We start from the raw sequence: 26,110 nt of genomic DNA, 5'->3' as shown, positions 1-26,110 counted from the left end.
GAAACAGATGCTCGCCCGCCTGTTCGTGATCTTCGGTGGCCTGTTCGTGCTGGTGCTGTGCGCGGCGCTGGTGGTGCCGTATTTCATCGACTGGACGGGTTACCGCGGCGATTTCGAGCGCGAGGCCAGCGCCATCCTCGGCCGCAAGGTTACGGTGAAGGGCGATGCGACGGCGCGGCTGTTGCCGTTTCCCTCGGTGACCTTCTCCAATGTCGAGGTCGCGGGCGGGCCGGAAGGCCAGCCGGCGATGACAGCCGAGACCTTCTCCATGGATGCGGAGCTGGCACCTTTCCTGCGCGGCGAGGTGCTGATCTTCGACATGCGGCTGGTGCATCCCAGGGCGACCATCGACGTTGCCGGCAATGGCACGGTCGATTGGGCGCTCCGGCCCTCGACGCCGCTCGATCCCGGCCAGATCGCGATCGAAAAGCTGACCATCACCGAGGGGCAGATCGAACTGCGCCACGCCGCCGGCGGACGCCGTCATCTGATCTCCGAGATCAACTCGACGATTTCCGCCAAAGCGCTCATCGGCCCCTGGCGCATGGACGGAACGCTGCGCTTCGACGGCATGCGCACGGACGTGTCGGCTTCCACCGGCAAGCTCGAGGCCGACGGCCAGATGCGGGTGAGGCTGAAGGCGGATCCCGACGCCTATCCGCTGATCATCGAGACCGACGGCAATGCCGGCATCGTCAAGGGGGCGGCGGTCTATTCCGGCCAGTTCAAGATTTCGGGGGCCGACAGGAATTCGGCCGAGCTGCGCGGCAACGATGGCGAGCCGGTCAAGATCAGCACCGGCAAGCCCGATCCAGGCTTTCGGCTCAACGGTAAATTCGCGCTCGACCACCAAAAACTCAATGTCGACGAGTTCCGCTTCGAGACCGGGCCGCTCGACAACCCCTACACCGCCGACGGCAAGGCCTCGGTCGATCTCGGCCTGAAGCCGCATTTTGCGGTCGAGGCGAGCGGCGCGCAGATCCAGTTCGACGAGGCCGTCGGCGGCGCCGCCGGATCCGGATTTACGCTCGACCAGCGCATCGCGGCCTTGGAGCAGACGTTGCAGCATATGCCGAAGCCGACGATACCGGGCACGCTCGAGGTCCGGCTGCCGGCGGTGGTGGCAGGCGACACGACGGTGCGCGACGTTCGGCTGTCGGCCGAGCCGGTCGAGGGCGGCTGGTCGGTCAAGTCGCTTGCCGCGACGCTGCCCGGCCGCACGACGCTCGAAGCCGACGGCATGCTGAGCGTCGAAGACCATTTCGGCTTCACCGGCTCGTTGCTGCTTGCGGTCGGGCAGCCTTCCGGTTTTGCCGCCTGGCTGTCGAAGGATGTCGACGAGGCCATCCGCCGGCTGCCGGCGGCAGGATTCAAGGCCAAGGTCGATCTCAGCGAGAACCGGCAGTCCTTCAGCGATCTCGAACTCATCCTCGGCAAGGCGAAATTCTCCGGCAGCATCGATTCCAGCCAGCCGGACGGCGCCAAGCCGTCGGTGCTGATGCGGCTGACGGGCGGCGAGATGGACCTCGACGGGCTCGCCGCTTTCGCCTCGATCTTCATCAGCGACAAGGGCGCCAACCGCTTTTCGGATCGCGATCTCGATTTCCAGATCAAGGCAGGGCCGGTCAGTGCCGTCGGGCTCAGTGCCGACACGGTCGACACGGCGCTCAGGCTGCGCGAGGGCCTGCTCGAGATCGACCGGCTTTCGATCGGCGGCCTCGCCGGCGCCTCGATCAGCGCCACCGGCCGGGTCAAGGATTTTCCGCAGAGCCCGACCGGCAAGCTCAATGCTTCCGTGGTAGCGGTGGACCTGAAGCCGTTGATCGATGTCGCGGCCCAGCATTATCCCGACAATGCCGTGCTCAAAGGCCTGGCCGGCCGCGCGGCCGCCTATCCCGAGCTTTTCCAGGACGCACGCATCGATCTCTTGACCAGCGCCGCCGACAATGGCGACGGCAGCACGGGGCTCGCGCTCTCCGCCCAGGGCAAGGCCGGCGGCTCGGCCTTCTCGGCCTCGCTTTCCGGCAAGGGAACGGCGGACAAGCTCTCCGAGGCGCCGGTCGCGATCACCTTCAACGCCCGCAACGACAACGCCACCACGCTGCTTGCGCTTTACGGCCTGCCGGCGCTGCCGCTCGGCATGCTCGGCCACGCCAATACCGACATCTCGGCGAAAGGCTCGATCGCCGGCGGGCTCGCGACCAGCTTCAACCTGACCGCCGACGATTTCAGGGCGAGCTTCGACGGGACCGTCGCCGATACGGCGCAAGGCCCCACCGCCAAAGGCAAGCTCAACCTCGACGCCGCCGACATCGAGCCGTGGCTGATGACGACGGGCGTCGGCCTGCCCGGCATGGGGACCGGAACGTCGACGTCGCTGGCCGCCGATGCCGATTTCGGCAACGGGCTTCTGGTGCTGAGCGGCCTGACCGGTTCGATCAACAAGGCGGCCGTGTCGGGCGACGTCAACATCGACGCAAAGGATCGGCTGCCGCATCTCGCCGGGGCGCTGGCGCTCGACGAGCTCGACCTCGATCCGCTGGCGGTCTCGCTGTTCGGCGACCAGTCCTTCGCTTCCGCCAAGAGCGGATGGCCGACGACGCCGTTCAGCCAGAAGTCGACGCTGCCGTTCAACGCCGACCTCGATCTCAACACATCGGCGCTCGCCGTCGGGCCATTCGCCACGGCGCATGACGCTTCATTCTCGCTGAAGCTCGACGGCGAAGGCATCCACGTCTCCGACCTCAAGGCGAAGCTCTACGGCGGCGACCTGACCGGGCTGTTCGACCTGAAGAACACCGAGGGCACCGGCCTGTTCTCTGGCCAGATGCGGCTCGCCGGCGGCAATCTTTCCGCCGTGCTGCCCAGTGCCGGCATCGGCGGTAGCGCGGACCTTTCGGCGGCGCTGTCGACCAGCGGCAAATCGGTCGATGCCATGATTGCCGCCCTGTCCGGATCCGGCACCGCGGCGCTGAAGGGATTGAAGGTGGACGGCATCAATCCGGACGGCTTTGCCGCCATTGTCAGCAAGGCCGACGCGATCGGACGCGACATCGACGCGGCCAAGACGGCGGGCTTCGCGCCTGAGATCGCCGGGCAGGGCAGCTTCGCCGCCGGCGATATGGATGTGGCCTTCACCGTCGCCAACGGCACGGTGCGGGCGCCGCCGATCAGCCTCGACAATCCAGGGGCGACATTGTCCGCCGATGTGACGGCCGATCTCAACACCAGCACCGTGACGGCGAAGGGAGCGCTGACCTATCGTCCCGGCGACGAGGCGCTGGTCGGTTCCGAACCGGCCGTCAATTTCAGCCTGGCCGGCCCGCTTGGGGCGACGGCGCTTCAGTTCGACAGCGGCCCGCTGGCGCAGTTCCTGACGCAGCGCGCGCTTGAGAAAGAACAGCAGCGGGTCGAGGCGATGCAGGCGGCGCTGCTGGAGAAGCAGCGGCTGCGGCGTGAAGTGCGCTATTACGCGTCGCTGCAGACGGAGCGCGACAAGGCGGCCGAGGAGTTGCGCCGGCAGGAGGAAGAGGCGCGGCAGAAGGCCGAGGCGGAAGCCAAGGCGAAAGCCGAAGCGGAGGCGCAGGCAAAGGCTGAGGCTGACGCGAAAGCCAAGGCGGACGAAGAGGCGAGGGCCAAGGCCGAAGCCGACGCCAAGGCTCAGGCCGAGGCGGACGCCAAAGCCAAGGCTGATGCGCAGGCGCAAGCCGAGGCCGAGCAACGGGCGGCTGACGAGGCGGCCAAGGCGCAGGCCGAAGCCGACCGCAAGAGGGCGGAGCAGGCGAAACTGGAAGCGGAGCGCAAGGCGGCTCAGCAGACGCCGAAGGCCGACCAGTCACTTCCCGGCGTCAACGACGGTTCGGGCCCGGCGCCGGCGAAGCCGAAGGCCAATCCGTTCACGATCGACAATCTGTTGAAGTCGCTCGACGGCGGTTGAGCTTCATCCGCCACGACAGGACGAGGCGATCTGGCGTCTAGAGCAATTCCAGGAAAAGTGTGAGCGGCTTTCCGTCCGGAATTGCGTCAAAACAAAGAGATAGAGCGGTTCGCCGTTTCCGTGAAACGGTGAAACGCTCTAGGACTCTTCCTGACGCGAGAGCAGACGCCGCAGCATCGGTTCGATGCGCGAAAGCTCGTCGAGATGCGCGGCCGACAATTCGGCCAGCCGATCGTCCGCCAGAGGGGTGAGCTGCAGCAGCACGCGCCGGTGATCGCTCTTGTCCTGATCGCGGATGACCAGGCCTGCCTCGGCTAGGCGGTTCACCAGCTCCACCGCGCTGTGGTGGCGGATGCGCAGCCGCTCGGCGAGATCGCCCACCGCCACCGGTCCGCCGTCTGGAAATCCCTTGATCGCCAGCAGCGCCTGGTGCTGGCGCGGCGTCAGGCCCGCGTCATTCGCCTGGATCTGGCTGAACTCGAGGAAGCGGCGGATCAGATAACGGAACTGGGACAGCCTCTGGTAGTCAGCCTGGCTGATGGCGGGGCGTGGTTTCGGCGGAGACTTCATTTTTCGATTTATGGCTGTTTCCCGTCAAAGCTCTACTCTTTTGAAAGCGTGGGCGAAAGTTCGAGGCCTGGCGCGATCCTTGTCCAAAATGACGCGGATCGATGATCGAAAACGGCCTTGAAGCATTATATCGTATTACGATATTAAGTCGCCGAAAACAGGGCGGTCTGTTGCGCCGCCAGAAAGTTCAGGCTCCCACAATGAAATCCGCTCACGCCGGCAACGGCCATCTTCGCGACTTCACCACCGATCCGCGCGTGCTCGTTATCGCGGCCATCGCCGTGGTGGTGGCGACCGCCGGGCTGTTTGCCGGCATCGTGCTCCTGAAGCTCATCCGGCTCGCCACAAACGTCGCCTATTTCGGTCAGTTCTCGCTTGCCGAACTGAGGCTCGAGGACACGCCGCTTGGGTTGGCAGCGGTGATCGTGCCGGTCATCGGCGCGCTGATCATCGGCCTGATGGCGCGCTTCGGCAGCGAGAAGATCCGCGGCCACGGCATTCCAGAAGCCATCGAGGCGATCCTGCTCGGGCGCTCGCGGCTCGACGCCAAGGTCGCGGTGCTGAAGCCGTTGTCGTCGGCAATCTCGATCGGCTCGGGCGGACCGTTCGGCGCCGAGGGACCGATCATCATGACCGGCGGCGCCATCGGTTCTCTGATTGCGCAGATGCTGCCAGTCAGCGACAATGAGCGCAAGACGCTGCTTGTGGCCGGTGCGGCCGCCGGCATGACGACAGTGTTCGGCACGCCGATCGCCGCGATCATGCTTGCCGTGGAACTGCTCCTGTTCGAATGGACGCCGCGCAGCTTCATCCCGGTCGCGGTCGCGGCGATCGTCGCCGAAGTCGAACGCACCTTGCTGCACCTGCCAGGACCGATCTTTCCGTTCTCGGGGACCATGGAGGCGTCGGTCACAGGGCTGGGCGGCTGGGTGCTGATCGGTGTCTGCGCCGGCCTGCTTTCGGGCCTGCTGACGCAATTGGTCTATGCCTGCGAGGACGCCTTCCTGAAGCTGCCGATACACTGGATGTGGTGGCCGATGATCGGCGGCCTGGTGGTCGGCATAGGCGGCTTGATCGAGCCGCAGGCGCTTGGCGTCGGCTATGACAACATCGCCAACATGCTCGACGGCCGCACGGTGGCGACCGCCGCGCTGCTGCTTCTGGTGGTGAAGGCCATCATCTGGTCGGTTGCGCTGGGGTCGGGGACCTCTGGCGGCGTGCTGGCGCCGCTGCTGATCATGGGCGGCGCGATGGGAGCGGTGTTGTCGGGTATCCTGCCCGAAGCGAGCCCCGGCTTCTGGCCGCTGCTGGCGATGGCCGCGACCATGGGCGGCACCATGCGCGCGCCGTTGACCGCGACCTTCTTTGCCACGGAGCTCACCGGCAACACGCATGTTCTGGTGCCGCTGATCGCAGCCTGCGCCACCGCTCATGCCGTGACCGTGCTGCTGATGAAGCGCTCGATCCTGACCGAGAAGGTGGCGCGGCGCGGGCATCACATCATTCGCGAATACCGCGTCGATCCCTTCGCGCTGACCAGGGTGCGCGAGGTGATGACGACCACGGTCGAGAGCGTGCCGGCGACGATGACGCTGCATGGCGCCGCAGCCTTCCTGACCGCGCCGGACACACGGCATCCGAGCTTCCCGGTGATCGACGAGGCGGGGCATGTGCTGGGCGTCATCGATCCGCCGGCGATCCTGCGCTGGCGTCGTAACGGCAAGCATCGCAAGGCGACGCTCGGCGAACTGCTCGCCGGCAGCAAGATCACGCTCGCTTATCCGGACGAATATCTGGAAGCGCTTTCCGACAAGCTGCTCTTGGCCAATGTCTCGCATCTGCCGGTGGTCTCACGCGAGGATGAACGGCTCGTCGGCTATATCGGCTGGAAAGACATGATGCGGGTAAGGTCGAAAAAGCAGGCGGAGGAGCGCGACCGCACCGCCTTGCTCAGCTTTGGCGCCAGGCGCAAGGCACGACAAAGCGTCGACGATCCGGCCTGAAACCATCCTCAGGGCGTCGCGCCGCCGCGCTTTGCCCAGGCAAGCACGTAGAGCCTGAGCGCCGACGACAGGTTGGCGTCTCGGGTGCGCGTCTCGTCGATCTCGGCGACCAGAGCCGCGAGCGACTGCGAGCGCTCCGCGGCGATGGCGATGAGATCGTCATAGAAGGGCTGTTCCAGCGAAAAGCTGGTGCGGTGACCGCGGATCGTTACAGAACGTTTTTCGACCGCGGCCATGGCAGCTCTCAGCGCTTGCCGGGATCGTCGGGTTTTTCACGGCGATGGCCGGCGACGAATCTCTCCGTCTTTTCGGACGTCAGCCGATCCCGCTCGCGCTCTGCCTTGGTGCGGCCATGGAGCGCCCGGTTCTCGCCAGCCTGGCGTTCTTTCTCGATGCGCGCTTTCTGCTTGCGGGCCTGGCGGAGATTGACGATCTCTCCCATGGTGCCGCCTACTTCTTGCGGAAGGCGTCGAGCGAAACGACGTCGGCGCCCTTGCCGCCGGTCTCGGCGACCGCCGGCTTCTTCTCGGCCTCGGCAGCCTTCTTCTTGGTTTCGGCCTTCTTCTCGGGGACGACGGCGATCGGTTCGGCGGCCGGAGCAGCGGCGGCCTCTTCTTCCATACCCTCGGTCTTAACATCGAATTCGAGTTCGAAGTTGACCGACGGATCATAGAAGCCGCGCACGGCGGAGAAGGGGATTTCGAGCTTTTCCGGCACGTCGGAGAAGGAAAGCCCGACTTCGAAGCCGGCATCCGTCACCTTGAGGTCCCAGTACTGGAACTGGATGACGATGGTCATCTGCTCCGGATAGCGCTCGCGCAGCCTGGATGAGATGCGCACGCCCGGCGCGCCGGTCAGGAAGGTGATGAAGAAATGATGATTGCCCGGAAGGCCGGTGCGCGCGACCTCGGCCAGGACCTTGCGCATGACGCCGCGCAGTGCCTCCTGGGCCAGAATGTCGTAGCGGATGTGGTCGTCGGCCATGTGATGGTCGGATTCCGTTGAATCGTCCGCATAGCTGTAATCAAGCTTAAGCGCGGCGTAAACCGCATATAGGCGCAAAGCCGTGAGGCCAAGAGGGATACCGGCGATTTGATCGCTCAGGCGTGAACGAGTGCCGCCTGTTTGCCGGCTGGCGATTTCTTCCTGCCGAAGGCGTTGAGAAAGGTCCGCACGCCGTTCGTGGCGGAGCGCAGCACCTCTTCCTCGGTCGGCATGCCGCCCAGCACGAAAGTGATCTGAAGCTCGGCGTTGACGAGGGCGAGGAACTGACGCGCCGCGACATCCGGGTCGCCGATCGACAGATGGCCGGCGAAGGCAAGCCGGGCGAAGCGCGCGGCAAGCGCCGACCAGGTGCGGCCCGGGCCCTGTTCGCGCCATTCGGCAAACAGTTCCGGATAACGCTCGCCCTCGGCCTGGATCAGCTTGCGCAGGAAACGGCCATCGCGGTTGCAGATGCAGTTGCGGTTCATGCGCACGGCAAAGGCGATCAGATCGGCTTCAAGCTCAGCGGGCTGGTCGGGGAAGCTGGCGATGGTGGCGAATATGCCGGCATTGCAGCGCTCCGTCAGGTCGCGCACGACGGCGACGAAGAGCTTTTCCTTGTCACCATGATGGTTGTAGACGGTCTGCCGCGACACGCCGGCCTCGGCCGCGATCAGGTCGATATTGGCGCCGGCATAGCCTTCCCGGCAAAAAACAGAAGCAGCAGCGTCGACCACCGACACGCGCTTGGCCTCATGGCTGCGTGGCGGGAAAGTGTCAGGAGAAACGCCGTGCTTCATGAAAATCTATATAGCTGTGATTGACGAATTGGACAAGGCTGTCTAAATTTGTGGACACAACAAAGGGAAGTCCGGGCTGCGGAAACGGATGTGTTCGTTCCTAAGAGACGAACAAATTCGTTCTCAGATGTCGAATTTCCGCGGGATGGAACGTCCTGGGTTCAGACGCCGATATTTCGCGGCGGCAACCAGATCCGAAAAGAGCCTTATCATGAGTCCCAAATTCCTCCGCATTGCGGTCGTGCTCGGCTTGTTGTCCGCAATCGGCCCGTTCGCGATCGATATGTATCTCCCCGCGCTGCCTTCGATCGGCCAGGACCTGCATGCCGGCACCGCCGCCGTGCAGATGAGCCTTTTGATCTTCTTCCTGTCGATGGGGTTCGGTCAGATCGTCGTCGGGCCGATCTCCGACATGGTCGGGCGCAAGCTGCCGCTTTACGCAGGCCTGGCGCTGTTCATGGTCGGCGGCGTCGGCTCGGCGATGGCGCCCAATATCGAATGGCTGATCGCGTTCCGCTTCCTGCAGGGTCTCGGCGCCAGCGCCGGCATGGCCGTGCCGCGCGCCATCGTGCGCGACCTGCACACCGGCAACGAGGCCGCCAAGCTGATGTCGCTTCTGATGCTGGTGTTCTCGGTGTCGCCGATTCTCGCGCCGCTGACCGGCAGCCAGATCATCGAGAGTTTTGGTTGGCGCGCCGTGTTCTGGACCGTCACGGGCGCGGCTGCCTTGGCTACCATCCTGCTGGCCACCTCGCTCAAGGAGACGCGGCCGGTCGAAGAGCGCGCCGGCTCATCCTTCGGCACGGCGCTTGCCGGCTACCGCTACCTGATGGGCGACCGCAACTTCCTCGGCCTTGTGGCGATCGCCGGCTTCGGCATTGCGAGTTTCTTCGTCTATCTGTCGAGCTCGTCCTTCATCCTGATTGACCATTACGGCCTGTCGCCGTCGGTCTACAGCGTGTTCTTCTCGATCAACGCGGTCGCCTTCATCGGCATGTCGCAGCTGACCGGCCTCTTGGCCGATCGGTTCGGTCTGAAGCGCGTCGTCTGGGTGGCGGTCACCGGCTACGCCACGGTGATGGTGGCGCTGTTCGCGATCATGGCCGCCGGCGTCGACCGGCTCGACGTGATGGCGGCGCTGCTGTTCGTCGGCTACGGCTTCCTTGGCCTTGTCATCCCGACCACCTCGGTGTTGGCGATGGAAGAGCATGGCGAGATCGCCGGCACGGCCTCGGCGCTGATGGGCACTTTGCATTTCGCAATCGGCGCGCTCGCCATGGGCGTCGCCGGCATCTTCTTCGACGGCACGCCGCTGCCGATGGTGGCCGGCATCACGCTCTGCGCGGTGATCTCCTTCACGCTGGCCAAGCTGACGCTCGGCCGCGCGCGCGAAGCGGTCGAAGCGCCGGCGGAGTAGGGCGCGCCTCGAAACAACCAAAAGGCCGGGCTTGCCCGGCCTTTTTTATGCCTGTCGCAACCTGACCTGCTCAAGCACGAAGCGCATCCGCTCTTCGACAGAGACAAGCGGCAAGGTCACCAATTCGTAGCCGAGCTGCGCATAGACGCCGGTCACCGAGCGGAATGTGCGCTCGGCTTCGTCGAGCGTCTGCTTGCGCTCTTCATCCTGGGCGAAGATTTCAGGCCATGGCGGGGCCACGAAAACGCGGCGCGCATAGCGGAATTTCCGCGCGGCGTTTGCGACGTGATCCGGCACCGGCAAGCCGCAGAGCCTGAGATAGCCGATCGTGTCGGGTGCGCCACGATCGAAGAAGACCGGACCGGTCTCGCCATGCGCGGCGTGCCAGGAGCGCAGTTCCCACGACAGCATCAATTCGGCGAACCGCGCGCGGTCCTGCCAGGGAAGGGCAGCGCCGCCGATCGCCATCTGGTCGCGGATGATGCCGCGTCCGGCTTCGGGCGCGGTCGCGAAACCTTCTGTCCGCAGCGCTTCGATCAGCGTGGTTTTGCCGGAGCCGGGGCCGCCGGTCAGCACGAAGAATCGGTCGGAATCGTTTTGCATCGCTTGTCCATGGATGATGTGCGGCAAGGTTCCGCCGCGCACCAGGCGCCGGACGAGCCTTGGCCGTTCGGTTGATTGAGGAAGAAGCAAAAAGGGGGGAAGGTGGAGGTTTCTGTTGCCAGGTACCTCCGAACCCCGCCTAGAAGTGCGAACCGCTAGGACTTGATTTGAAGCGTTCGCGCCGCATTAAGCAGCGAGACGAGCTTCCGCATAGTTGTCGTTGGCAACTATAAGTTTAGCCCGATGACGGTGGTACAATGCCGGGCAAAAGTACGATCTTTACACCTTCGTCGATCCTATTTCGCCCCCAGCAAAAGCCGCTCCGTCAGCCAGAGCGGTTTTTGGTGGAGGCGCCGGGTACCGCCCCCGGGTCCGAACGGCTTATTTCATCGCCTGTTTATCGCCATAGTCGGTCAAGCCGACGAAGCGAATATAGGGAGCGATGAGGCAAAAAGAAAGGCCAAACCGGCGCTTATCCAGTTATGCCAAACTGCGCAGCCAAGGGTTGACTTGCGCGCTGACACAATCAAATCTCGCTCACGGTGAGGAGTCTCTGACCTAGCGCACAAGTTGCGCAACGCGCCGCAACCCTCATCGACCGGATCCGTGGCGCCGACGAGGGGAAGTTTGATGGCCGATTATCTAGCGGACGTGAAGAAATACGACGCCGGCGCCAGCGCCGACGCTGTCGACAAGATCGTCAAGCATCTGGGCATTGCGCTCCGGAACCGCGATTCCTCGCTGGTGTCCTGCACCGACCCGAAGGAGCTCGACCGCGTGCGGGAGAATTGGATCGGCAAGAAGCTCGGCATCGCGGATGCCGCCAAGGCCAACGCCTCGATCGAGAAGACCTGCAAGGCGATGCATGCGGACAACACCAAGAGCCGCGTGACCTTCTATTATCTGGTGGCGAAGGACCTCGGCAAACTCGGCTCGCTCTGAGGCGCAAGCCACCCGGCGGCCGGCACGAAGCCGTGCCGGCGCCGCGGAGTTGTATGGCGTGGTCCACATTTGCCGCCGGGTTTGCGGTGTTCGATCGGCGGTCAGTCGGCTATGATTGGCTGTCGTCCCGAATCGAGGCAGAGCCGATGCGCCAATATCTCGACCTGTTGAAGCATGTGCTGGAGAACGGCGCTGACCGCGGCGACCGCACCGGTACAGGTACGCGCTCGGTGTTCGGCTACCAGATGCGCTTCGACCTGTCGCGCGGCTTCCCGGTCACCACCACCAAGAAGCTGCATCTGAAGTCGATCATCCACGAGCTTTTGTGGTTCCTGGCCGGCGACACGAATATCAAATATCTCAACGACAACGGTGTCAGCATCTGGGACGAATGGGCCGACGAGAACGGCGATCTCGGTCCGGTCTACGGCAAGCAGTGGCGCTCATGGCCGGACGGCCACGGCGGCACGATCGACCAGATTGCCGGCCTTTTGAAGGAGATACGCAAGAATCCCAACTCGCGCCGGCTGATCGTTTCGGCCTGGAACCCGGCCGAGGTCGAGGCGATGGCGCTGCCGCCCTGCCACTGCCTGTTCCAGTTCTATGTCTCGGAAGGCCGGCTTTCCTGCCAGCTCTACCAGCGGTCAGGCGATATCTTCCTCGGCGTGCCGTTCAACATCGCCTCCTATGCCTTGCTGACCATGATGGTGGCGCAGGTCACCGGGCTTAAGCCCGGCGACTTCGTCCACACGCTGGGCGACGCGCATCTTTATTCGAACCATTTCGAGCAGGCGCGCGAGCAGATGCGGCGCACGCCCAAGGCCTTGCCGACGATGTGGATCAATCCGGAGGTGAAGGACCTTTTCGCCTTCCGTTTCGAGGACTTCCGCCTCGAGAACTATTTCGCTGACGCCAACATCAAGGCGCCGATCGCAGTGTAGCGCTTAGCCTGTTTCGAAATCACCCGCCTGCGGCGGTGCGATCGGCTTGAACAAGGTCCGGTCCGGCTTGATGTCGAGCAGCGGCGTGCCGTCGACGCAATCAAGCCCGCGTACCAGAAGCGTGCGCCTTCGAGATCGACGAAAGCTGCGATCGAAGTGCCGATTGGGTTCGGGCGCACCGGCGAGCGCAAGGCGAATGTGCCGCGCGCCGTACCGTCGCTCGCCGGGCTTTGCATGACAAGGTCGCGCCGCGACAGATGCAGCCAGTAGAGCACCTCCAGGCGCTCGAATTTTTCCACGCCGTCAAGCGCCGGCCACCATGGCTCGAAGATCTCGATGCGGCAGACCGGGCCGTCGGCCCGGCCTTGGCGCGGCGTGACAAGGCGCGAGGCCCATGAGGTGCGGATCACGCCGATGAAGACCAGCCCGGCATCGGTCGCCGGCGGTGGATCGACGGCGACCTCGCCCGGGCGGATCTCGTTCTCGCGGACCACGCCAGCTGCCGGCTCAGTCGATGCCGACCATCACATCCGAGGCCTTGATCACCGCATAGGCCTGCTTGCCTTTTTCGAGCGCGAGGTCGGCGACCGCCTCGTTGGTGATCGAGGCGGTGACGATGACGCCGCCGCCGATGTCGATCCTGACATGCGAGGTGGTGGCTCCCTTGACGATATCGGTGACCTTACCCTTGAGGATGTTGCGGGCGCTGATCTTCATGGATGCTTCCTTTCCGGTTTCGTTTGGGAATCGTCTTACCAGAACAATCGCGCCCTGCCACGCCGATTGAGGCACGAAAATGCCAATGGCGCAGGCCTTCCCTTGTTATGTTCATCCGGATATATCGGTCCGAGGCTTTGGGCCGTACGGATTTGAAAACCAGGGAGAGATTTGATGACGGGCAAGGGTTTTGGATTGAAGGCGATCGCCGTCGGCGGTCTGACGGCGATGCTGATGGCCGCGGTGCCGGCGGCCCATGCCGACGACAAGGTGATCGTGTTCGCCGCGGCGAGCCTCAAGGACGCGCTCGACGCGGTCAACAAGGCCTGCGAGCCGGAAGTCGGCGAGGCCGCGACCATTTCCTACGCGGCGAGCTCGGCGCTGGCCAAGCAGATCGAAGGCGGCGCGCCGGCCGACATTTTCGTCTCGGCCGACCTCGACTGGATGAAATATCTCTCCGACAAGAAGCTGACCAAGCCGGATACCGAAGTGAAGCTGCTCGGCAACCAGATCGTGCTGGTGGCGCCGAAGGACTCCAAAGTCGAGATCAAGATCGAGAAGGGTTTCGATCTCGCCAAGCTCATCGGCGACGGCAAGCTCGCCATGGGCGATTTCAAGGCAGTGCCGGCCGGTAAATACGGCAAGGCGGCGCTGGAATCGCTGGGCGTCTGGTCGTCGGTCGAGGGCAAGGTCGCTCAAGCCGAGAATGTGCGCGCAGCACTTAAGCTGGTGTCGACCGGCGAGGCGCCGCTCGGCATCGTCTATGCCACCGACGCGCATGCCGACAAGGGCGTCAAGGTCGTCGGCACCTTCCCGGAGGATTCGCATCCGCCGATCACCTACCCGATTGCCCAGACCGCGGATTCGAAGGACAAGGATACGGCTGCCTTCCTGAAGTGCGTCGAGTCGGCCAAGGCCGCCGATCTCTTCAAGGAACAGGGTTTTACGGTGCTCGCGCCGAGCAACTGAGAAAGACCTCACACCGCATATGAACTGGCTGCTGGACCTTACTCCCGACGAATGGAATGCGGTCCGGCTGTCGATCAAGGTGGCGACGGTGGCGATGCTCGCCAGCCTGCCGCCCGGCATCCTGATCGCGCTCCTGCTTGCGCGGGGGCGCTTTTGGGGCAAGACCCTTCTCAATGGGCTGGTGCACCTGCCGCTGATCCTGCCGCCGGTGGTGACCGGTTATCTGCTCCTGCTCAGTTTCGGCCGGCGTGGACCGGCCGGCGCCTTTCTTGCCGAGCATTTCGGCATCGTCTTTTCGTTCCGCTGGACGGGCGCCGCGCTGGCCTGCGGCGTGATGGGCTTTCCGCTGATGGTGCGCGCGATCCGGCTGTCGATCGAGGCGGTCGACCGCAAGATGGAGGCGGCAGCCGGCACGCTCGGCGCCAATCCGCTCTGGGTGTTCGCCACCATCACGCTGCCGCTGATCCTGCCCGGCCTGATCGCCGGCGCGATCCTTTCCTTCGCCAAGGCGATGGGCGAGTTCGGCGCCACCATCACCTTCGTCTCCAACATCCCCAATGAAACGCAGACGCTGCCCTCGGCGATCTACACCTTTACCCAGGTTCCCGGCGGCGACGAGGGCGCGCTCAGGCTGACGCTGATCTCGATCGTCATTTCGATGCTGGCGCTTGTCGCCTCGGAAGTGCTGGCGCGGCGCGTCGGGCGGCGGATGGACATCGAATGACGCTCTCCGTCGACATCCAGCACCGGTTCGGCGAATTCGCCGTGGAGGCGCGTTTCGACAGCGCCGGCCGGCTGACGGCGCTGTTCGGGCCGTCCGGCTCAGGCAAGTCGACGCTGATCAACCTGATCGCCGGGCTGATCCGGCCGGACAAAGGCCGCATCGCCGTCGACGGGCGGGTGCTGGTCGACACCGAAGCGCGCCTCTTCGTGCCGATGCACAAGCGGCGGATCGGCATGGTGTTCCAGGACGCGCGGCTGTTCCCGCATCTGAGCGTCGCCGGCAATCTGCGTTACGGCCGCTGGTTCACGCCGTCTTCCGAGCGCTACGCCAAAATGGATGCGGTGGTCGACTTGCTCGGCATCGGTCATCTGCTCGACCGGCGGCCGGCGAAACTGTCGGGCGGCGAGAAACAGCGCGTCGCCATCGGCCGCGCCCTGCTTGCCAGCCCAAAACTGCTTCTGATGGACGAGCCGCTCGCCTCGCTGGACGAGGCGCGTAAGGCGGAAATCCTGCCCTATATCGAACGGTTGCGCGACGAGACGAAGATCCCGATCGTCTATGTCAGCCATTCCGTCGCCGAGGTGGCGCGGCTGGCGAGCGACGTCGTGGTGCTTGCGCATGGCAAGGTCGCGGCCTCGGGCCCGACCGAGGCGATCATGCAGCGGCTGGACCTGTTGCCGGCCGAAGAGCGCGGCGAGGGCGGGGCGGTGCTCGAGACCAAGGTTCTGCACCATGACGAGGCTTTCGGCATGACGGTGCTTGCCTCGCAGGCCGGCGAGATACGCGTGCCGCAACTGGCCCGGCCGGTCGGAGCCACGGTGCGGCTGCGCATCCGCGCCCGCGACGTCATGGTCGCGACGGAACAGCCGACCGGCCTCAGCGCGCTCAACATTCTGGCGGGGACGATCACGGCAGTCAGGCCGGGCATCGGGCCGACGGTGGAAATCGCCATAGACTGCAATGGCGCGATCGTGCTGGCGCGTATCACCGAACAGTCCAAACACACCCTTCGTCTGGCGCTCGGCCGCCAGGTCTTCGCGGTCATCAAGACAGTGAGCTTCGACAGCGCGACGACCGGGGCAGGGCTGACGGTTGAGGCGGATGGTTGACGAAAGAGCAATATCGCTATGTTGATTTGGAATAGCGGTCTGGCGGCAGTGAGGATAATCTCGACATGATCGCGGAGGACAGGACATGCCATCGCTGAGCTTGCGGATAAACCTCGACCCCGACGGCCGGATCGGCCCGGGCAAGATCGAGCTTCTGGAGCAGATCGCCGCCTTCGGCTCGATCTCGGCCGCGGCGCGCGGCATGGAGATGTCCTACAAGCATGCCTGGGACCTGGTCGAGGACATGAACCGCGTGTTCGGCAAGCCTCTGGTCGCGGCGCAGACCGGCGGCAAGAAGGGCGGCGGTGCGCAACTGACTTCAGTGGGTCTGGCGGTCGTCAGCCGGTTTCGGGCGATAGAGCGCGCCGCTGCTTCCGCAGCGGCGGTGCATATGCAGGCTTTGCAGGCGGAGATCGATGCTGGGTAGAAATAGGCAGTAGGCAGTAGGCAGCAGGTTGCCATTCGGTGCAGGTGCTTTTCCCTACTGCCTATTGCCTATTCCCTACTGCCTCCCGGTTCCTCCGGCTTTCTCAGCAGATAAGTATCCATGATCCAGCCCTTCCTTTGCCGGGCTTCTTCGCGCACCTTCTCGATTTCGGCGCCGACATCGCCTAAGCGTCCGGAGATGACGATCTCGTCCGGCGTGCCGAGATAGGCGCCCCACTGGATGAAGACATCCTTGTCGGCCAGCGTGTTGAAGGCGCATTTGCCGTCGAGCATCACCACCACCGAGCCGGCATTGGCCGGCAGTCCTTCCTCCGTCAGTCGCCGGCCGGTCGTCACCAGGATCGAATCGCCGATGCGGTTGAGCGCGGTCGCGTGGCTGGCGGCAAGCGCCTGGATCGCGGTGATGCCGGGGATGACTTCGAGCTCGAAAGCGACATTGGCTCTGAGGCGAACCCGTTCGAGGATGCGCAGCGCGCTGTCATAGAGCGACGGGTCGCCCCAGATCAGGAAGGCGCCGCAGCCATCTTCGGCAAGCTCGTCGCGGATCAGGCTCTCGTAGATTTCGGCGATCGCTTCGTGCCAGTCGTCGACGGTCACGCGGTAGGACGATGTCGGTTCAGCCCGAACCGGCACGTCGAACTCGACCCGGCGCGATTTCGGATTGGTCACGAATCGGTCGCAGATCTGCCGGCGCAAATCGGCGAGATCGTTCTTCTTCGCTCCCTTGTCGGGAATGAACAGCACGTCGGCGCGGTTCAGGCCGTCGATGGCCTGGACCGTCATGTGGTCGGGATTGCCGGCGCCGATGCCGATGACGAGAAGCTTGCGCATGGCGATCTCCTGCCCGATCGGCGGCGCTGTGTCCAGAAGTCCCGGCAGCCGGTGCGGAAGGGCTTTGAAACACCGTGTTGAAACGGGTAGATGGAAAGGAGCGTCCGGCTGGTCCGGTAGCGCCGTCGAGGAGGGGTCCATGTTACGCACCGTATTGACCGCAGCGCTGGCGCTTCTGGCCGCTCCGGCCTTCGCCAATGATTCCGTCGCCGAGCTTGGCACCGGCGGCCTGATCCTGTCGCGCAGCGACGCCGTCGCCATGCAAAGCGAGGACCTTTTCATCTCGCCTGAAAAGGTGACCGTCGACTATGTGTTCCACAACAATACCGACAAGGATGTCGATGCGATCGTCGCCTTCCCGATGCCCGACATTTCGGGCGATCCCGAAGAAATGCCGGCGATCCCGGAGAACCAGAGCGACAATTTCCTCGGTTTCGAGGTGACCATCGACGGTATCGCCGCCAAGCCGCAGCTCGAACAGAAGGTTTTCGCGCTCGGCATCGACATCAGCGCCGACCTGAAGGCGCAGAATGTGCCGTTCAACCCGTTCGGCGATGCCGCCAAGGCGGCGCTGGCGAAATTGCCCAAGGCGGTTGCCGAGGACTGGGAGAACCGCGGCATCATCATCCAGGACCCGGAATCGGACAACGGTGCGGGCGCGACCCCTTCCTACACGCCGTTCTGGCAGTTGCGCTCGACCTATTGGTGGCGCTCTACCTTCCCGGCCAACAAGGATGTCCACGTCTCGCATCGCTACAAGCCGAGCGTCGGCGGCACCTCCTCGGTCAGCTTCTTCTCCGAAGGCCAGTTCCAGAGCCCGCAATACGATACCTACAAGACCCGCTATTGCATGGATCAGACATTCGAGAACGCCGTGCGCAAGGCCGCGAAGGCCAATCCGGACGGCTACCCGAAATACTACGAGAGCCGCATCGCCTATATCCTGACCACCGGCGGCAACTGGGCGACCGGGACCATAGGCAACTTCAAGCTGACCATCGACAAGGGCAGTGCCGGCAATCTGGTCTCCTTCTGCGGCGACAATGTCCGCAAGGTCGGTCCGACCACATTCGGGATGACCGCCAAGGACTTTTATCCCGAGCACGATATCGACATCCTTCTGCTCGTGCCGTCCGACAGCGGCGGGAACGGCGGCTGATGGGCATCGCGATCTATGTCGCCATTGCCGAAAACGGCGTGATCGGACGCGAAGGCGGCCTGCCGTGGCGGCTTTCCACCGATCTGAAGCGGTTCAAGGCCGACACGATGGGCAAGCCGATCATCATGGGTCGCAAGACCTATGAAGGCATCGGCCGGCCGCTGCCCGGCCGGCTCAACATCGTGGTGACGCGCGACAAGGCCTGGCGCGCCGAAGGCATCGAGGTGGCCCATTCGCTGGGTGACGCGATCGCGCTTGCCAAGGTGCGCGGTCGCTGCATGGCGGGTGCGGAGGAGATCTGCGTGGTCGGTGGCGGTGAGATCTATGCCCAGGCCCTGCCGCTTGCCGATCGCCTGCATGTCACGCATGTGCTGGCCAGCGTCGAGGGCGATGCGCATTTCCCGCCGATCGATCCAGATGTCTGGCAAATCGTGCGCGCCGAGGATTTTCCCGCGGGCGAGAAGGACAGCCACGCCACCCGCTATACGGTGTATGAACGCCGCAGCGACGCTCGTTGACGACGACAAAGGGTCGCTACCGATCCAAATCGCATGGTGGCGATGGCACATCGCGTTGAAAGCGGATCGACGCGTCCCTATAGAAGAACGACGTTACAGCGCCGCGCGTCCAATCGGACGCGCAAGAGGCCGCTGTAAAACTTTGATTTTGGCGCATGTTTCCTTTTCGAAAACCGATATGGGTTTTTGGGGTCATGCGCTAGGATTGCGCCGTAAGGCCTGAGGGAACCGAAGCGAAAGGACATTCATGCCCTGGAACGACAAGAGCGGTGGCGGCGGCCCTTGGGGCGGCGGCGGCAATCAGGGGCCCTGGGGGCAGGGACCGAAGGGGCCGAGCGGCCCGCAAGGTTCGCCTCCCGATCTTGAAGACATCATCCGTCGCGGCCAGGACAGGCTGCGGCGCGCGCTGCCGGGCGGCGGAGGCGCCAGCCCGGCCGTGCTCGGCCTTATCGCGCTGGCGCTCATCGTGCTGTGGGCGTTCAAGGCGATCTACACCGTGCAGCCCGACGAGGTTGCCGTCGAGCTGCGCTTCGGTCAGCCGAAAAACGAACTTTCGCAGCCAGGCCTGCATTTCCACTGGTGGCCGATCGAAACGGTCGAAACGGCCAAGATTTCCGAGCAGCTCGTCAGCATCGGCGGCGGCACGACCAGCGGCTCCGGGCTGATGCTGTCCGGTGACCAGAACATCGTCAACGTGCAGTTCTCGGTCGCATACCAGGTCTCCGATCCCAAGGCCTATCTGTTCGACGTTTCCGATCCCGACGGCATGCTGACCCAAGTCGCCGAGAGCGCCATGCGCGAAGTTGTCGGCCGGCGTCCGGCGCAGGACATTTTCCGCGACGATCGTCAGGGCATCGCAACGGCTGTGCGCGAGATCATCCAGGGCACGCTCGACGGCTACAAGACCGGCCTCCAGGTCAACGCGGTCTCGATCGAGGACGCGGCGCCGCCGCGTGAGGTGGCCGATGCCTTCGACGAGGTGCAGCGCGCCGAGCAGGACGAGGACAAGTTCGTCGAGCAGGCCAACCAGTACTCCAACCAGAAGCTCGGTCAGGCACGCGGCCAGGCGGCGCAGGTCCGCGAAGACGCAGCCGCCTACAAGAACCGCGTCGTGCAAGAGGCGGAAGGCGAGGCGCAGCGCTTCATCTCCGTCTACAACGAATACGCCAAGGCACCCGACGTCACGCGCAAGCGCCTCTATCTCGAAACCATGGAGAAGATCCTGAAGGACTCCAACAAGGTCGTCGTCGAGCAGGGCAACGGTCAGGGCGTGCTGCCTTACCTGCCGCTGCCGGCATTGCAGCCGAAGGCGCCGCCGGCGCCCCTGGGCGCCACGACGGGAGGTAACCAGTGATGGCCAACCGTCTTCCCATCATCGCCGTCATTGCGGCTGTCCTGTTGTTCCTGCTCTACTCCTCGATCTTCGTGGTCAATGCCGGCCAGCAGGCGATCGTGCTCAGGTTTGGCGAGATCATCGACGTGAAGAACGAGCCCGGGGTCTATTTCAAGGCGCCGTTCGCCTTCTTCGATGCCGACAGCGTGCAAATGGTCGAGAAGCGGGTGATGCGCTTCGACCTCGACAACATCCGCGTCCAGGTCTCGGGCGGCAAGTTCTACGAGGTCGATGCCTTCATCGCCTACCGCATCTCGGATCCGCGCACTTTCCGCGCGGCGGTGTCCGGTCAGGTGGAACTGGCCGAAGCCCGGCTGAGGACGCGTCTCGATGCGGCGCTGCGCCGTGTCTACGGTCTGCGCGACTTCGAGGCGGCGCTCTCCGAGGAACGCGGCGTCATGATGCGCGAAGTGCGCGATCAGCTTCGCCCCGATGCGACCTCGCTCGGTCTCGATATCGAGGATGTGCGTATCCGCCGGACCGATCTGACGGCGGAGGTCTCGCAGCAGACCTATGACCGCATGAAGGCCGAGCGCCTGGCCGAGGCCGAGCGGCTGAGAGCCCGCGGCAACGAGGCGGCGCAGCGCATCAGGGCGCGGGCCGACCGTGAGGTCGTCGAGATCGTCGCCGAGGCGCAGAAGGAATCGGAAATCCTGCGCGGTGAGGGCGAGGCCCAGCGCAGCGCCACCTTCGCGGATGCCTATAAGCGCGATCCGGCTTTCTTCGACTTCTATCGCTCGATGAACGCCTACGGCACGGCGCTGGACAACAGCGGAACGACGATGGTGCTCTCACCGGAATCCGAGTTCTTCCGCTACTTCCGTGATCCGCAGAGCAAGCCCCAGCCCGGACAGCCGGTGGCGCCGCAATCCGGAGCGGCGCAACCGTCGGCACCAGCCGCGCAGCCCGCTCAGTAGCGGCGGTGCAGGATTTTGTCGCGGCGATCGGCTTGGTCCTGGTGATAGAGGGCCTGGTCTATGGCGGGTTTCCGGGCCTGGCCCGGAAACTGGCGAGCGAAGTGCTGTCGATGCCCGAGAATGCGTTGCGGATCGGTGGGCTGGTCGCGATCGCCGTCGGCGTCGCGATTGTCTGGCTGGTTCGCGGTTGACCGAATTCATTGGTGCCGCGACGACCGACGATTTATCCTGAGACCATGGCCATAGCCGCAAACGTGCCTTATTTCTTGCCAACATGAGCTTGACGGGGCGTCTTTGCGAAAGCGCCTGTCCTTTTCAGACACACCGGGAGGCCACGATGATATCCGACACCTTTTTGCGCGCGACGCGGCGCATGGTCTTCGCCGGCGCCACGGCCTTCGTGGTCGGCATTGTTGCCGTTCCGTCCTTCGTCACGCCGACGATCGCCTCCGATGGGCCGCCCTCGGTCGCTGATCTGGCCGAGCGCCTTCTCGGCGCGGTGGTCAACATCTCGACCTCGCAGACGGTGAAAGGCACGGAAGGGCCAGGTGCGGTGCCGATGCCTCAACTGCCCGAGGGCTCGCCGTTCCAGGACTTCTTCGACGATTTCTTCAAGAACCGTGGCGGCGACAAGGGCGGCGCGGCGCAGAAGGTGCAATCGCTCGGCTCCGGCTTCGTCATCGACGCCGAGCAGGGCATCGTGGTGACCAACAACCACGTCATTGCCGATGCCGACGATATTGAGGTCAATTTCTCCGACGGCATCACCCTGAAGGCGAAGCTGATTGGCACCGACACCAAGACTGATGTCGCGGTGCTGAAGGTCGAGCCCAAGGGCCACAAGCTGACGGCGGTGAAGTTCGGCGATTCCACCAAGATGCGCGTCGGCGACTGGGTGATGGCGATCGGCAATCCGTTCGGCCTCGGCGGAACGGTGACGGTCGGCATCGTCTCGGCGCGCAACCGCGACATCAATTCCGGCCCCTATGACGACTTCATCCAGACCGACGCCGCCATCAACCGCGGCAATTCCGGCGGTCCGCTGTTCAACGCCGCCGGCGAGGTCATCGGCATCAACACGGCGATCATCTCGCCGTCCGGCGGCTCGATCGGTATCGGCTTCTCCATTCCCTCGCAGCTTGCCGCGGGCGTCGTCGACCAGCTTCGCCAGTATGGCGAAACGCGGCGCGGCTGGCTCGGCGTGCGCATCCAGCCGGTGACGGACGACATTGCCGAGAGCCTCGGCATGGCAACCGCCAAGGGCGCGCTGGTGGCCGGCGTCATCAAGGGCGGTCCGGTCGACAACGGTTCGGTGCAGGCCGGCGACGTCATCATCAAGTTCGACGGCAAGGACATCCATGAAATGCGCGACCTGCCGCGCGTCGTGGCGGAGAGCCCGGTCGGCAAGGCGGTCGACGTCGTCATCGTGCGCAAGGGCGTCGAGCAAACCGTCAAGGTGACGCTCGGCCGCCTCGAGGATGGCGAGAAGCTGGCCAGCGGCGAGAACGGCAACACCGACCAGGGCACGGGCGACAAGGCGACGCCGCCGGTGTCGACGGCTTCGGTGCTTGGCATGACGGTTGGCGAGCTCAACGACCAGACACGGCAGAAATTCGGCATCGCCGCCGACGTGTCGGGCGTGGTCATCACCGATGTCGCCAAGGATTCGGCCGCGGCCGAGCGCGGTATCCAACCCGGCGAGGTGATCACCGAGATCGCGCAGGAATCGGTCGGCACGCCGAAGGACGTGATGGACCGGATCGGCGCGCTGAAGGAGCAGGGCCGCAAGAATGCGCTTCTGATGCTGGCCTCGAAGACCGGCGAATTGCGGTTTGTCACGATCCGGATGGATTGAGTCCGGAAACGCCTTCAACATCTTGATTTGGAAGGCACGGCTAGAGCATCCCCAGCGTCCTGGATGCTCTAGCAACTGCGCGATACCTACACCCTGGCGTCATCCTTGTTCAGCATAATCCTGAACAATATTTTGAGGCCAGAGCCATTCGCGCTTTGCATTGTCGCCTCAAATGCCTCATCGCACATATCCCGTCTTACCAGCTGGATAAGATCTTCGGTCGTCAACCTTTGCAACGCCTCGAAATTCTCGAATTCGGGATGACAAGCCCAGTGGGTTCTGTCCAACAAGTTGCCCGCGCCGTCGTGCCGCCAGACCTCCAATCCATGTCCCCAGGAACGGTCTAGCCGCTCGACGACACAGCGATAGGATTGTCCTCGGAATGCGTAGTCAAATTCCAGCTTTGTCATCGGTTCCATTGCAAACGGGAATGGTTCATTCCACACATGCAGACAGAACGCCTTCGAAAACTCTTCAGCAAGTATGCCCGCGATGTCCAGGTTATAAGATTGGTCGAATTCCTGGAAGCACTTCGAACATGAGCAAGGCGACTTATCCGTTGAGACTTCTATCGTCGGTTAAAGAAGCAGCCGTGCGCCTGGCAAAGGCGGACGGTGTCTCACTCAATCAGTGGATCGTGTCGGCCGTTGCACAAAAGGTCGGTGCGATGGAGACCGCGGCCGACTTCCTACGCCATGGGACGGGCAACGCATCCGGCGTGGATTTTGCTGGAATTCTCGACCAGGTCACTGATGCCCCGCTACAGTCCGGGGACGAACGTCCTTCCAAGAGGCATTGATCAGGAACGCCGTTCCTGCCAGTCCGCGTGCGACAGCCGGTACATGACGTGCCGCTTGAGGTGCGGATGGCTGTCCGGGACGGCGGGATGGTCGAAATCAGCGCTTGGATCGGCGCGCATGCCGAGGCGTTTCATGACGGCGGTCGAGCGGTGGTTTTCGGCAACCGCGAAAGAGACGATCTCGTTGAGCTTCAGCGTTTCGAAGCCGAAGGCGAGCCAGGCTTCCGCTGCCTCGGTGACATAGCCCTTGCCCCAGAATTTCGGTGCCAGGCGCCAGCCGATCTCGATCGTGCCGGGCGCAAGCACGTCGATGTCTTCCGTTCCGGACAATCCGACGAAGCCGATGCATTCGCCGGTTGCCGCAATCTCGGCCGCGGCGAAGCCGTAGCCGTCCTTTTCGATCCAGGCGCGGACTTCGTCCATCTTGGCGTCCGCCGTGGTGCGGTCGCGGCGGAACGGGAAGAACTCCATCACGCGCTCGTCGGAGTTGATGCGGTGGAAGAGTGCGCGGTCGCGATCCTCCCAGTTGCGCAGGATGAGGCGCTCGGTGCACAGGGGTTTCATTCGACGAACTCCTCGCGCCGATAGCCCTGCAGATAGAGCAGGGCGGTCAGGTCGGCATTGTCGATGCGCACCTTGGCCTGTGCCGCCACCGACGGCTTGGCGTGCAGCGCGACGCCCGTGCCGGCAAGGCGGATCATGTCGAGATCGTTGGCGCCGTCGCCGACGGCGATGGCGTCCCCGCTCGTCAGGCCAAGCCTGGCCGCGATGTCGCTGAGCGCTTCGGCCTTGGCAGCGCGGCCTAAGATCGGCTCGGCCACGATGCCGGTGAATTTGCTGTCTTCCTCTATCAGGCGGTTGGCCCGGTTTTCCTGGAAGCCAAGCATCGCGGCGATGCGGCTGGTGAAGACGTCGAAACCGCCCGAGACCAGCGCTGTCCAGGCGCCGTTGGCGCGCATGGTTTGCACCAGCGCGCGGCCGCCGGCGGCGAGCGTCAGCCGGTTGGCGATGATGCGGTCGACCACTGCGGTGTCGAGACCTTTCAGCAAGGCGACGCGTTCGCGCAAGGCGGGCTCGAAGGCGATCTCGCCATTCATCGAGCGCGCGGTGATCGCCGCCACATGGTCCTTGACGCCGATTTCGTCGGCGAGCTCGTCGATGCATTCCTGGTCGATCATCGTCGAATCCATGTCAGCGAGCAGGATCTTCTTGCGCCTGCCTTCAGCAGGCTGGACGATGACGTCGACCGGCTCGGAAGCCAGTGCCGCGCGCAGATTGGCCGTCATTTCGCCGATATCCGGCGCCTGCGGCAAGACGAGATCGCAGGCAACGTCTTCAGCCAGCCAATGAACGGCGCTTGCGCCGGCGGCCCGCAAGGCCATATTCGCAAGCGAGGCCGGCACGGCGCGGGCTTCTGGACGGGACACTAGCGTGGCGATCAGCAGCATCGAGACTTCCGGCAGGCAGGCGGGCGAAGGCCGCGTCAAGAACGCGATCCTGATAGCCGGGCCGACAGCCAGCGGCAAGTCGGCACTGGCGCTCGACCTTGCCGAGCGTGGTGGCGGCGTCATCGTCAACACCGATTCCATGCAGGGCTATTCGGTGCTCGATATCTTGACGGCGCGGCCGAGCGCCGCCGAAATGGCTCGCGCACCGCACTTCCTCTACGGCCACGTGCATCCTTCGACAGCCTATTCCACCGGCGCCTGGCTGCGCGACGTGACGAAGCTGATCGACGACGGCGTTCTGTCGGGCCGACCGGTCGTTTTCGTCGGCGGCACCGGGCTCTATTTTCGTGCGCTGGCCGAAGGCATCTCGGATATGCCGGACATTCCTGCGTCCGTGCGCGAGCGCTGGCGCTACGAGCTCAAGGAACAAGGGGCTGAAAGGCTGCATCGCCTGCTGATGCACGAGGATTCGGCGGTCGCCATGCAGCTCCGGCCGACCGATGGACAGCGTATCGTGCGGGCGCTCGAAGTGCTCGACGCTTCGGGGCGCTCGATCCTGGAATGGCAGGCGGCGCGCGGCCGCCCGCTGATCGACCGCGACAGCGCGCGCTTCCTGGTCATCGAGCCGGACCGGACGGAATTGGTCCAGCGCATCGAGACGCGGTTCGACCAGATGCTCGACAAGGGCGCGCTCGGCGAGGTGCGGCAGCTTGCGGCGCTCGACCTCGACCCGGACCTGCCGGCGATGAAAGCGATCGGGGTGCGCGAACTGCAGGCGGCGATGGCCGGACAGTCCGGTTTTCCGGAAGCGATTGAACGCGCCAAGATCGCGACCAGGCAGTATGCCAAGCGTCAGTCGACCTGGTTCCGGCATCAGCTGGGCGCGGAGTGGCGGAGGCTGCGGCCCGGCGATGAACCGGCGATCGCCGACTGACTAATACCATTTTCAATCAAGGCCTTAAAATCCCTGGCTCTAATTCTCGCCAAGGTTGTTTGGATTAACGCTCCGTAAGGTCGACCATGCCAT

27 protein-coding genes, 1 other RNA gene and 1 pseudogene are annotated in these 26,110 nt (G+C 64.2%); 17 read left to right on the top strand and 12 right to left on the bottom strand.

The window, feature by feature from the left end; all coding sequences use genetic code 11:
* The first annotated feature begins 7 nt into the window (after positions 1-7).
* A complete protein-coding gene (locus KVT37_RS02770; RefSeq protein ID WP_217569376.1) occupies positions 8-3,937 on the top strand; it encodes an AsmA family protein in 3,930 nt (1,309 codons plus the stop codon).
* A 138-nt stretch (positions 3,938-4,075) separates the two neighbouring features.
* On the opposite strand, the gene KVT37_RS02765 is transcribed toward KVT37_RS02770, so the two are convergent.
* The gene (locus tag KVT37_RS02765) at positions 4,076-4,507 is read right to left on the bottom strand and encodes a MarR family winged helix-turn-helix transcriptional regulator (RefSeq protein ID WP_217569374.1); all 432 of its coding nucleotides are present in this window, start codon (positions 4,505-4,507) and stop codon (positions 4,076-4,078) included.
* A gap of 200 nt (positions 4,508-4,707) precedes the next feature.
* Between KVT37_RS02765 and KVT37_RS02760 the strand changes: the two genes are divergently transcribed.
* Positions 4,708-6,510, top strand: coding sequence for a chloride channel protein (locus tag KVT37_RS02760; protein WP_217569372.1), 1,803 nt, complete (start codon positions 4,708-4,710; stop codon positions 6,508-6,510).
* An 8-nt stretch (positions 6,511-6,518) separates the two neighbouring features.
* On the opposite strand, the gene KVT37_RS02755 is transcribed toward KVT37_RS02760, so the two are convergent.
* The 4 genes from KVT37_RS02755 to KVT37_RS02740 form a co-directional block, all read right to left on the bottom strand.
* Complete coding sequence (locus KVT37_RS02755) at positions 6,519-6,746, bottom strand: ribbon-helix-helix domain-containing protein (protein ID WP_217569370.1); 228 nt, start codon at positions 6,744-6,746, stop codon at positions 6,519-6,521.
* Positions 6,747-6,754: 8 nt separating this feature from the next.
* Positions 6,755-6,952: a DUF4169 family protein gene (locus tag KVT37_RS02750; protein ID WP_217569369.1), complete on the bottom strand. Its 198-nt coding sequence runs from the start codon at positions 6,950-6,952 to the stop codon at positions 6,755-6,757.
* 8 nt (positions 6,953-6,960) lie between these two features.
* Positions 6,961-7,494, bottom strand: coding sequence for an SspB family protein (locus KVT37_RS02745; protein ID WP_217569367.1), 534 nt, complete (start codon positions 7,492-7,494; stop codon positions 6,961-6,963).
* Between the two features lie 116 nt (positions 7,495-7,610).
* Positions 7,611-8,294 carry a TetR/AcrR family transcriptional regulator gene (locus KVT37_RS02740; RefSeq protein WP_217569364.1) on the bottom strand — a complete coding sequence of 228 codons (684 nt, stop codon included), beginning with the start codon at positions 8,292-8,294 and terminating at the stop codon, positions 7,611-7,613.
* Positions 8,295-8,505: 211 nt separating this feature from the next.
* On the opposite strand from KVT37_RS02740, the gene KVT37_RS02735 reads away from it, so the two are divergent.
* Entirely contained in the window at positions 8,506-9,711 is a 1,206-nt protein-coding gene (locus KVT37_RS02735) for a multidrug effflux MFS transporter (RefSeq protein ID WP_217569362.1), read from the top strand.
* 45 nt (positions 9,712-9,756) lie between these two features.
* On the opposite strand, the gene KVT37_RS02730 is transcribed toward KVT37_RS02735, so the two are convergent.
* Both KVT37_RS02730 and ssrA read right to left on the bottom strand, forming a co-directional pair.
* Positions 9,757-10,314 carry an AAA family ATPase gene (locus KVT37_RS02730; RefSeq protein ID WP_217569360.1) on the bottom strand — a complete coding sequence of 186 codons (558 nt, stop codon included), beginning with the start codon at positions 10,312-10,314 and terminating at the stop codon, positions 9,757-9,759.
* Positions 10,315-10,415: 101 nt separating this feature from the next.
* Positions 10,416-10,776, bottom strand: a transfer-messenger RNA (tmRNA) gene (gene ssrA, locus KVT37_RS02725).
* 168 nt (positions 10,777-10,944) lie between these two features.
* Between ssrA and KVT37_RS02720 the strand changes: the two genes are divergently transcribed.
* Positions 10,945-11,256 (top strand): DUF2853 family protein, encoded by a 312-nt coding sequence (locus KVT37_RS02720; RefSeq protein ID WP_140644165.1) that lies wholly within the window; start codon positions 10,945-10,947, stop codon positions 11,254-11,256.
* Between the two features lie 146 nt (positions 11,257-11,402).
* Complete coding sequence (locus KVT37_RS02715) at positions 11,403-12,197, top strand: thymidylate synthase (protein WP_217569358.1); 795 nt, start codon at positions 11,403-11,405, stop codon at positions 12,195-12,197.
* A gap of 3 nt (positions 12,198-12,200) precedes the next feature.
* Here KVT37_RS02715 and tsaA read toward each other — a convergent pair.
* Both tsaA and KVT37_RS02705 read right to left on the bottom strand, forming a co-directional pair.
* Positions 12,201-12,691 (bottom strand): annotated as a pseudogene (gene tsaA, locus KVT37_RS02710) (tRNA (N6-threonylcarbamoyladenosine(37)-N6)-methyltransferase TrmO).
* 13 nt (positions 12,692-12,704) lie between these two features.
* Positions 12,705-12,914 (bottom strand): molybdopterin-binding protein, encoded by a 210-nt coding sequence (locus KVT37_RS02705; protein ID WP_217569356.1) that lies wholly within the window; start codon positions 12,912-12,914, stop codon positions 12,705-12,707.
* Between the two features lie 174 nt (positions 12,915-13,088).
* Between KVT37_RS02705 and modA the strand changes: the two genes are divergently transcribed.
* From modA to KVT37_RS02685, 4 genes are all read left to right on the top strand, one after another.
* Positions 13,089-13,883 (top strand): molybdate ABC transporter substrate-binding protein, encoded by a 795-nt coding sequence (gene modA / locus KVT37_RS02700; protein ID WP_217569354.1) that lies wholly within the window; start codon positions 13,089-13,091, stop codon positions 13,881-13,883.
* 19 nt (positions 13,884-13,902) lie between these two features.
* The gene (gene modB, locus KVT37_RS02695; RefSeq protein ID WP_217569352.1) at positions 13,903-14,607 is read left to right on the top strand and encodes a molybdate ABC transporter permease subunit; all 705 of its coding nucleotides are present in this window, start codon (positions 13,903-13,905) and stop codon (positions 14,605-14,607) included.
* Entirely contained in the window at positions 14,604-15,716 is a 1,113-nt protein-coding gene (gene modC, locus KVT37_RS02690) for a molybdenum ABC transporter ATP-binding protein (RefSeq protein WP_217569350.1), read from the top strand. The genes modB and modC overlap by 4 nt, the downstream gene beginning before the upstream one ends.
* Before the next feature lie 85 nt (positions 15,717-15,801).
* The gene (locus KVT37_RS02685; protein WP_217569348.1) at positions 15,802-16,143 is read left to right on the top strand and encodes a winged helix-turn-helix domain-containing protein; all 342 of its coding nucleotides are present in this window, start codon (positions 15,802-15,804) and stop codon (positions 16,141-16,143) included.
* Positions 16,144-16,211: 68 nt separating this feature from the next.
* Here the strand turns inward: KVT37_RS02685 and cobF are convergent, their stop codons facing one another.
* Positions 16,212-16,994 (bottom strand): precorrin-6A synthase (deacetylating), encoded by a 783-nt coding sequence (cobF, locus tag KVT37_RS02680; protein ID WP_217569347.1) that lies wholly within the window; start codon positions 16,992-16,994, stop codon positions 16,212-16,214.
* Between the two features lie 139 nt (positions 16,995-17,133).
* Here cobF and KVT37_RS02675 point away from each other — a divergent pair, with 139 nt between their 5' ends.
* The 7 genes from KVT37_RS02675 to KVT37_RS02645 all read left to right on the top strand — a co-directional run bounded on the left by KVT37_RS02675 (position 17,134) and on the right by KVT37_RS02645 (position 23,635).
* Entirely contained in the window at positions 17,134-18,153 is a 1,020-nt protein-coding gene (locus KVT37_RS02675; RefSeq protein ID WP_217569344.1) for a DUF4424 domain-containing protein, read from the top strand.
* Positions 18,153-18,671, top strand: coding sequence for a dihydrofolate reductase (locus KVT37_RS02670; protein WP_217569342.1), 519 nt, complete (start codon positions 18,153-18,155; stop codon positions 18,669-18,671). The genes KVT37_RS02675 and KVT37_RS02670 overlap by 1 nt, the downstream gene beginning before the upstream one ends.
* A 247-nt stretch (positions 18,672-18,918) precedes the next feature.
* Positions 18,919-20,025 (top strand): FtsH protease activity modulator HflK, encoded by a 1,107-nt coding sequence (hflK, locus tag KVT37_RS02665; RefSeq protein ID WP_217569340.1) that lies wholly within the window; start codon positions 18,919-18,921, stop codon positions 20,023-20,025.
* On the top strand, positions 20,025-20,981 hold the full coding sequence (gene hflC, locus KVT37_RS02660; RefSeq protein WP_217569338.1) for a protease modulator HflC: 957 nt from the start codon (positions 20,025-20,027) through the stop codon (positions 20,979-20,981). Before hflK ends, hflC begins: the two co-directional genes overlap by 1 nt.
* A 5-nt stretch (positions 20,982-20,986) precedes the next feature.
* On the top strand, positions 20,987-21,172 hold the full coding sequence (locus tag KVT37_RS02655) for a DUF2065 domain-containing protein (protein WP_217569336.1): 186 nt from the start codon (positions 20,987-20,989) through the stop codon (positions 21,170-21,172).
* A 146-nt stretch (positions 21,173-21,318) separates the two neighbouring features.
* Positions 21,319-22,836 (top strand): DegQ family serine endoprotease, encoded by a 1,518-nt coding sequence (locus KVT37_RS02650; protein WP_217569334.1) that lies wholly within the window; start codon positions 21,319-21,321, stop codon positions 22,834-22,836.
* A 538-nt stretch (positions 22,837-23,374) separates the two neighbouring features.
* Positions 23,375-23,635 (top strand): toxin-antitoxin system HicB family antitoxin, encoded by a 261-nt coding sequence (locus KVT37_RS02645; RefSeq protein WP_217569332.1) that lies wholly within the window; start codon positions 23,375-23,377, stop codon positions 23,633-23,635.
* Here the strand turns inward: KVT37_RS02645 and KVT37_RS02640 are convergent, their stop codons facing one another.
* Positions 23,636-24,199 (bottom strand): GNAT family N-acetyltransferase, encoded by a 564-nt coding sequence (locus KVT37_RS02640; RefSeq protein ID WP_217569330.1) that lies wholly within the window; start codon positions 24,197-24,199, stop codon positions 23,636-23,638.
* Positions 24,196-25,083, bottom strand: coding sequence for a phosphoserine phosphatase SerB (gene serB, locus KVT37_RS02635; protein ID WP_217569328.1), 888 nt, complete (start codon positions 25,081-25,083; stop codon positions 24,196-24,198). The genes KVT37_RS02640 and serB overlap by 4 nt, the downstream gene beginning before the upstream one ends.
* Here serB and miaA point away from each other — a divergent pair.
* Complete coding sequence (miaA, locus tag KVT37_RS02630) at positions 25,073-26,017, top strand: tRNA (adenosine(37)-N6)-dimethylallyltransferase MiaA (protein WP_217569910.1); 945 nt, start codon at positions 25,073-25,075, stop codon at positions 26,015-26,017. The genes serB and miaA overlap by 11 nt on opposite strands.
* Positions 26,018-26,110: the final 93 nt, after the last annotated feature.

The sequence above is a fragment of the Mesorhizobium sp. GbtcB19 genome (assembly GCF_019091085.1).
Taxonomy (GTDB): Bacteria; Pseudomonadota; Alphaproteobacteria; order Rhizobiales; family Rhizobiaceae; genus Mesorhizobium.
This window is presented reverse-complemented; position numbering and strand designations above follow the sequence as displayed.

What these genes read in the sequence shown, in the direction of transcription:
- KVT37_RS02755 (WP_217569370.1), bottom strand. Translation starts at nt 6,746, where the DNA reads ATGGCCGCGGTCGAAAAACGTTCTGTAACGATCCGCGGTCACCGCACC.
- KVT37_RS02765 (WP_217569374.1), bottom strand. Translation starts at nt 4,507, where the DNA reads ATGAAGTCTCCGCCGAAACCACGCCCCGCCATCAGCCAGGCTGACTAC.
- KVT37_RS02750 (WP_217569369.1), bottom strand. Translation starts at nt 6,952, where the DNA reads ATGGGAGAGATCGTCAATCTCCGCCAGGCCCGCAAGCAGAAAGCGCGC.
- hflK (WP_217569340.1), top strand. Translation starts at nt 18,919, where the DNA reads ATGCCCTGGAACGACAAGAGCGGTGGCGGCGGCCCTTGGGGCGGCGGC.
- KVT37_RS02735 (WP_217569362.1), top strand. Translation starts at nt 8,506, where the DNA reads ATGAGTCCCAAATTCCTCCGCATTGCGGTCGTGCTCGGCTTGTTGTCC.
- KVT37_RS02740 (WP_217569364.1), bottom strand. Translation starts at nt 8,294, where the DNA reads ATGAAGCACGGCGTTTCTCCTGACACTTTCCCGCCACGCAGCCATGAG.
- serB (WP_217569328.1), bottom strand. Translation starts at nt 25,083, where the DNA reads ATGCTGCTGATCGCCACGCTAGTGTCCCGTCCAGAAGCCCGCGCCGTG.
- KVT37_RS02675 (WP_217569344.1), top strand. Translation starts at nt 17,134, where the DNA reads ATGTTACGCACCGTATTGACCGCAGCGCTGGCGCTTCTGGCCGCTCCG.
- KVT37_RS02770 (WP_217569376.1), top strand. Translation starts at nt 8, where the DNA reads ATGCTCGCCCGCCTGTTCGTGATCTTCGGTGGCCTGTTCGTGCTGGTG.
- modC (WP_217569350.1), top strand. Translation starts at nt 14,604, where the DNA reads ATGACGCTCTCCGTCGACATCCAGCACCGGTTCGGCGAATTCGCCGTG.
- cobF (WP_217569347.1), bottom strand. Translation starts at nt 16,994, where the DNA reads ATGCGCAAGCTTCTCGTCATCGGCATCGGCGCCGGCAATCCCGACCAC.
- KVT37_RS02730 (WP_217569360.1), bottom strand. Translation starts at nt 10,314, where the DNA reads ATGCAAAACGATTCCGACCGATTCTTCGTGCTGACCGGCGGCCCCGGC.
- modA (WP_217569354.1), top strand. Translation starts at nt 13,089, where the DNA reads ATGACGGGCAAGGGTTTTGGATTGAAGGCGATCGCCGTCGGCGGTCTG.
- KVT37_RS02715 (WP_217569358.1), top strand. Translation starts at nt 11,403, where the DNA reads ATGCGCCAATATCTCGACCTGTTGAAGCATGTGCTGGAGAACGGCGCT.
- KVT37_RS02705 (WP_217569356.1), bottom strand. Translation starts at nt 12,914, where the DNA reads ATGAAGATCAGCGCCCGCAACATCCTCAAGGGTAAGGTCACCGATATC.
- KVT37_RS02685 (WP_217569348.1), top strand. Translation starts at nt 15,802, where the DNA reads ATGCCATCGCTGAGCTTGCGGATAAACCTCGACCCCGACGGCCGGATC.
- KVT37_RS02670 (WP_217569342.1), top strand. Translation starts at nt 18,153, where the DNA reads ATGGGCATCGCGATCTATGTCGCCATTGCCGAAAACGGCGTGATCGGA.
- KVT37_RS02720 (WP_140644165.1), top strand. Translation starts at nt 10,945, where the DNA reads ATGGCCGATTATCTAGCGGACGTGAAGAAATACGACGCCGGCGCCAGC.
- KVT37_RS02760 (WP_217569372.1), top strand. Translation starts at nt 4,708, where the DNA reads ATGAAATCCGCTCACGCCGGCAACGGCCATCTTCGCGACTTCACCACC.
- KVT37_RS02745 (WP_217569367.1), bottom strand. Translation starts at nt 7,494, where the DNA reads ATGGCCGACGACCACATCCGCTACGACATTCTGGCCCAGGAGGCACTG.
- KVT37_RS02640 (WP_217569330.1), bottom strand. Translation starts at nt 24,199, where the DNA reads ATGAAACCCCTGTGCACCGAGCGCCTCATCCTGCGCAACTGGGAGGAT.
- modB (WP_217569352.1), top strand. Translation starts at nt 13,903, where the DNA reads ATGAACTGGCTGCTGGACCTTACTCCCGACGAATGGAATGCGGTCCGG.
- KVT37_RS02645 (WP_217569332.1), top strand. Translation starts at nt 23,375, where the DNA reads ATGAGCAAGGCGACTTATCCGTTGAGACTTCTATCGTCGGTTAAAGAA.
- KVT37_RS02650 (WP_217569334.1), top strand. Translation starts at nt 21,319, where the DNA reads ATGATATCCGACACCTTTTTGCGCGCGACGCGGCGCATGGTCTTCGCC.
- hflC (WP_217569338.1), top strand. Translation starts at nt 20,025, where the DNA reads ATGGCCAACCGTCTTCCCATCATCGCCGTCATTGCGGCTGTCCTGTTG.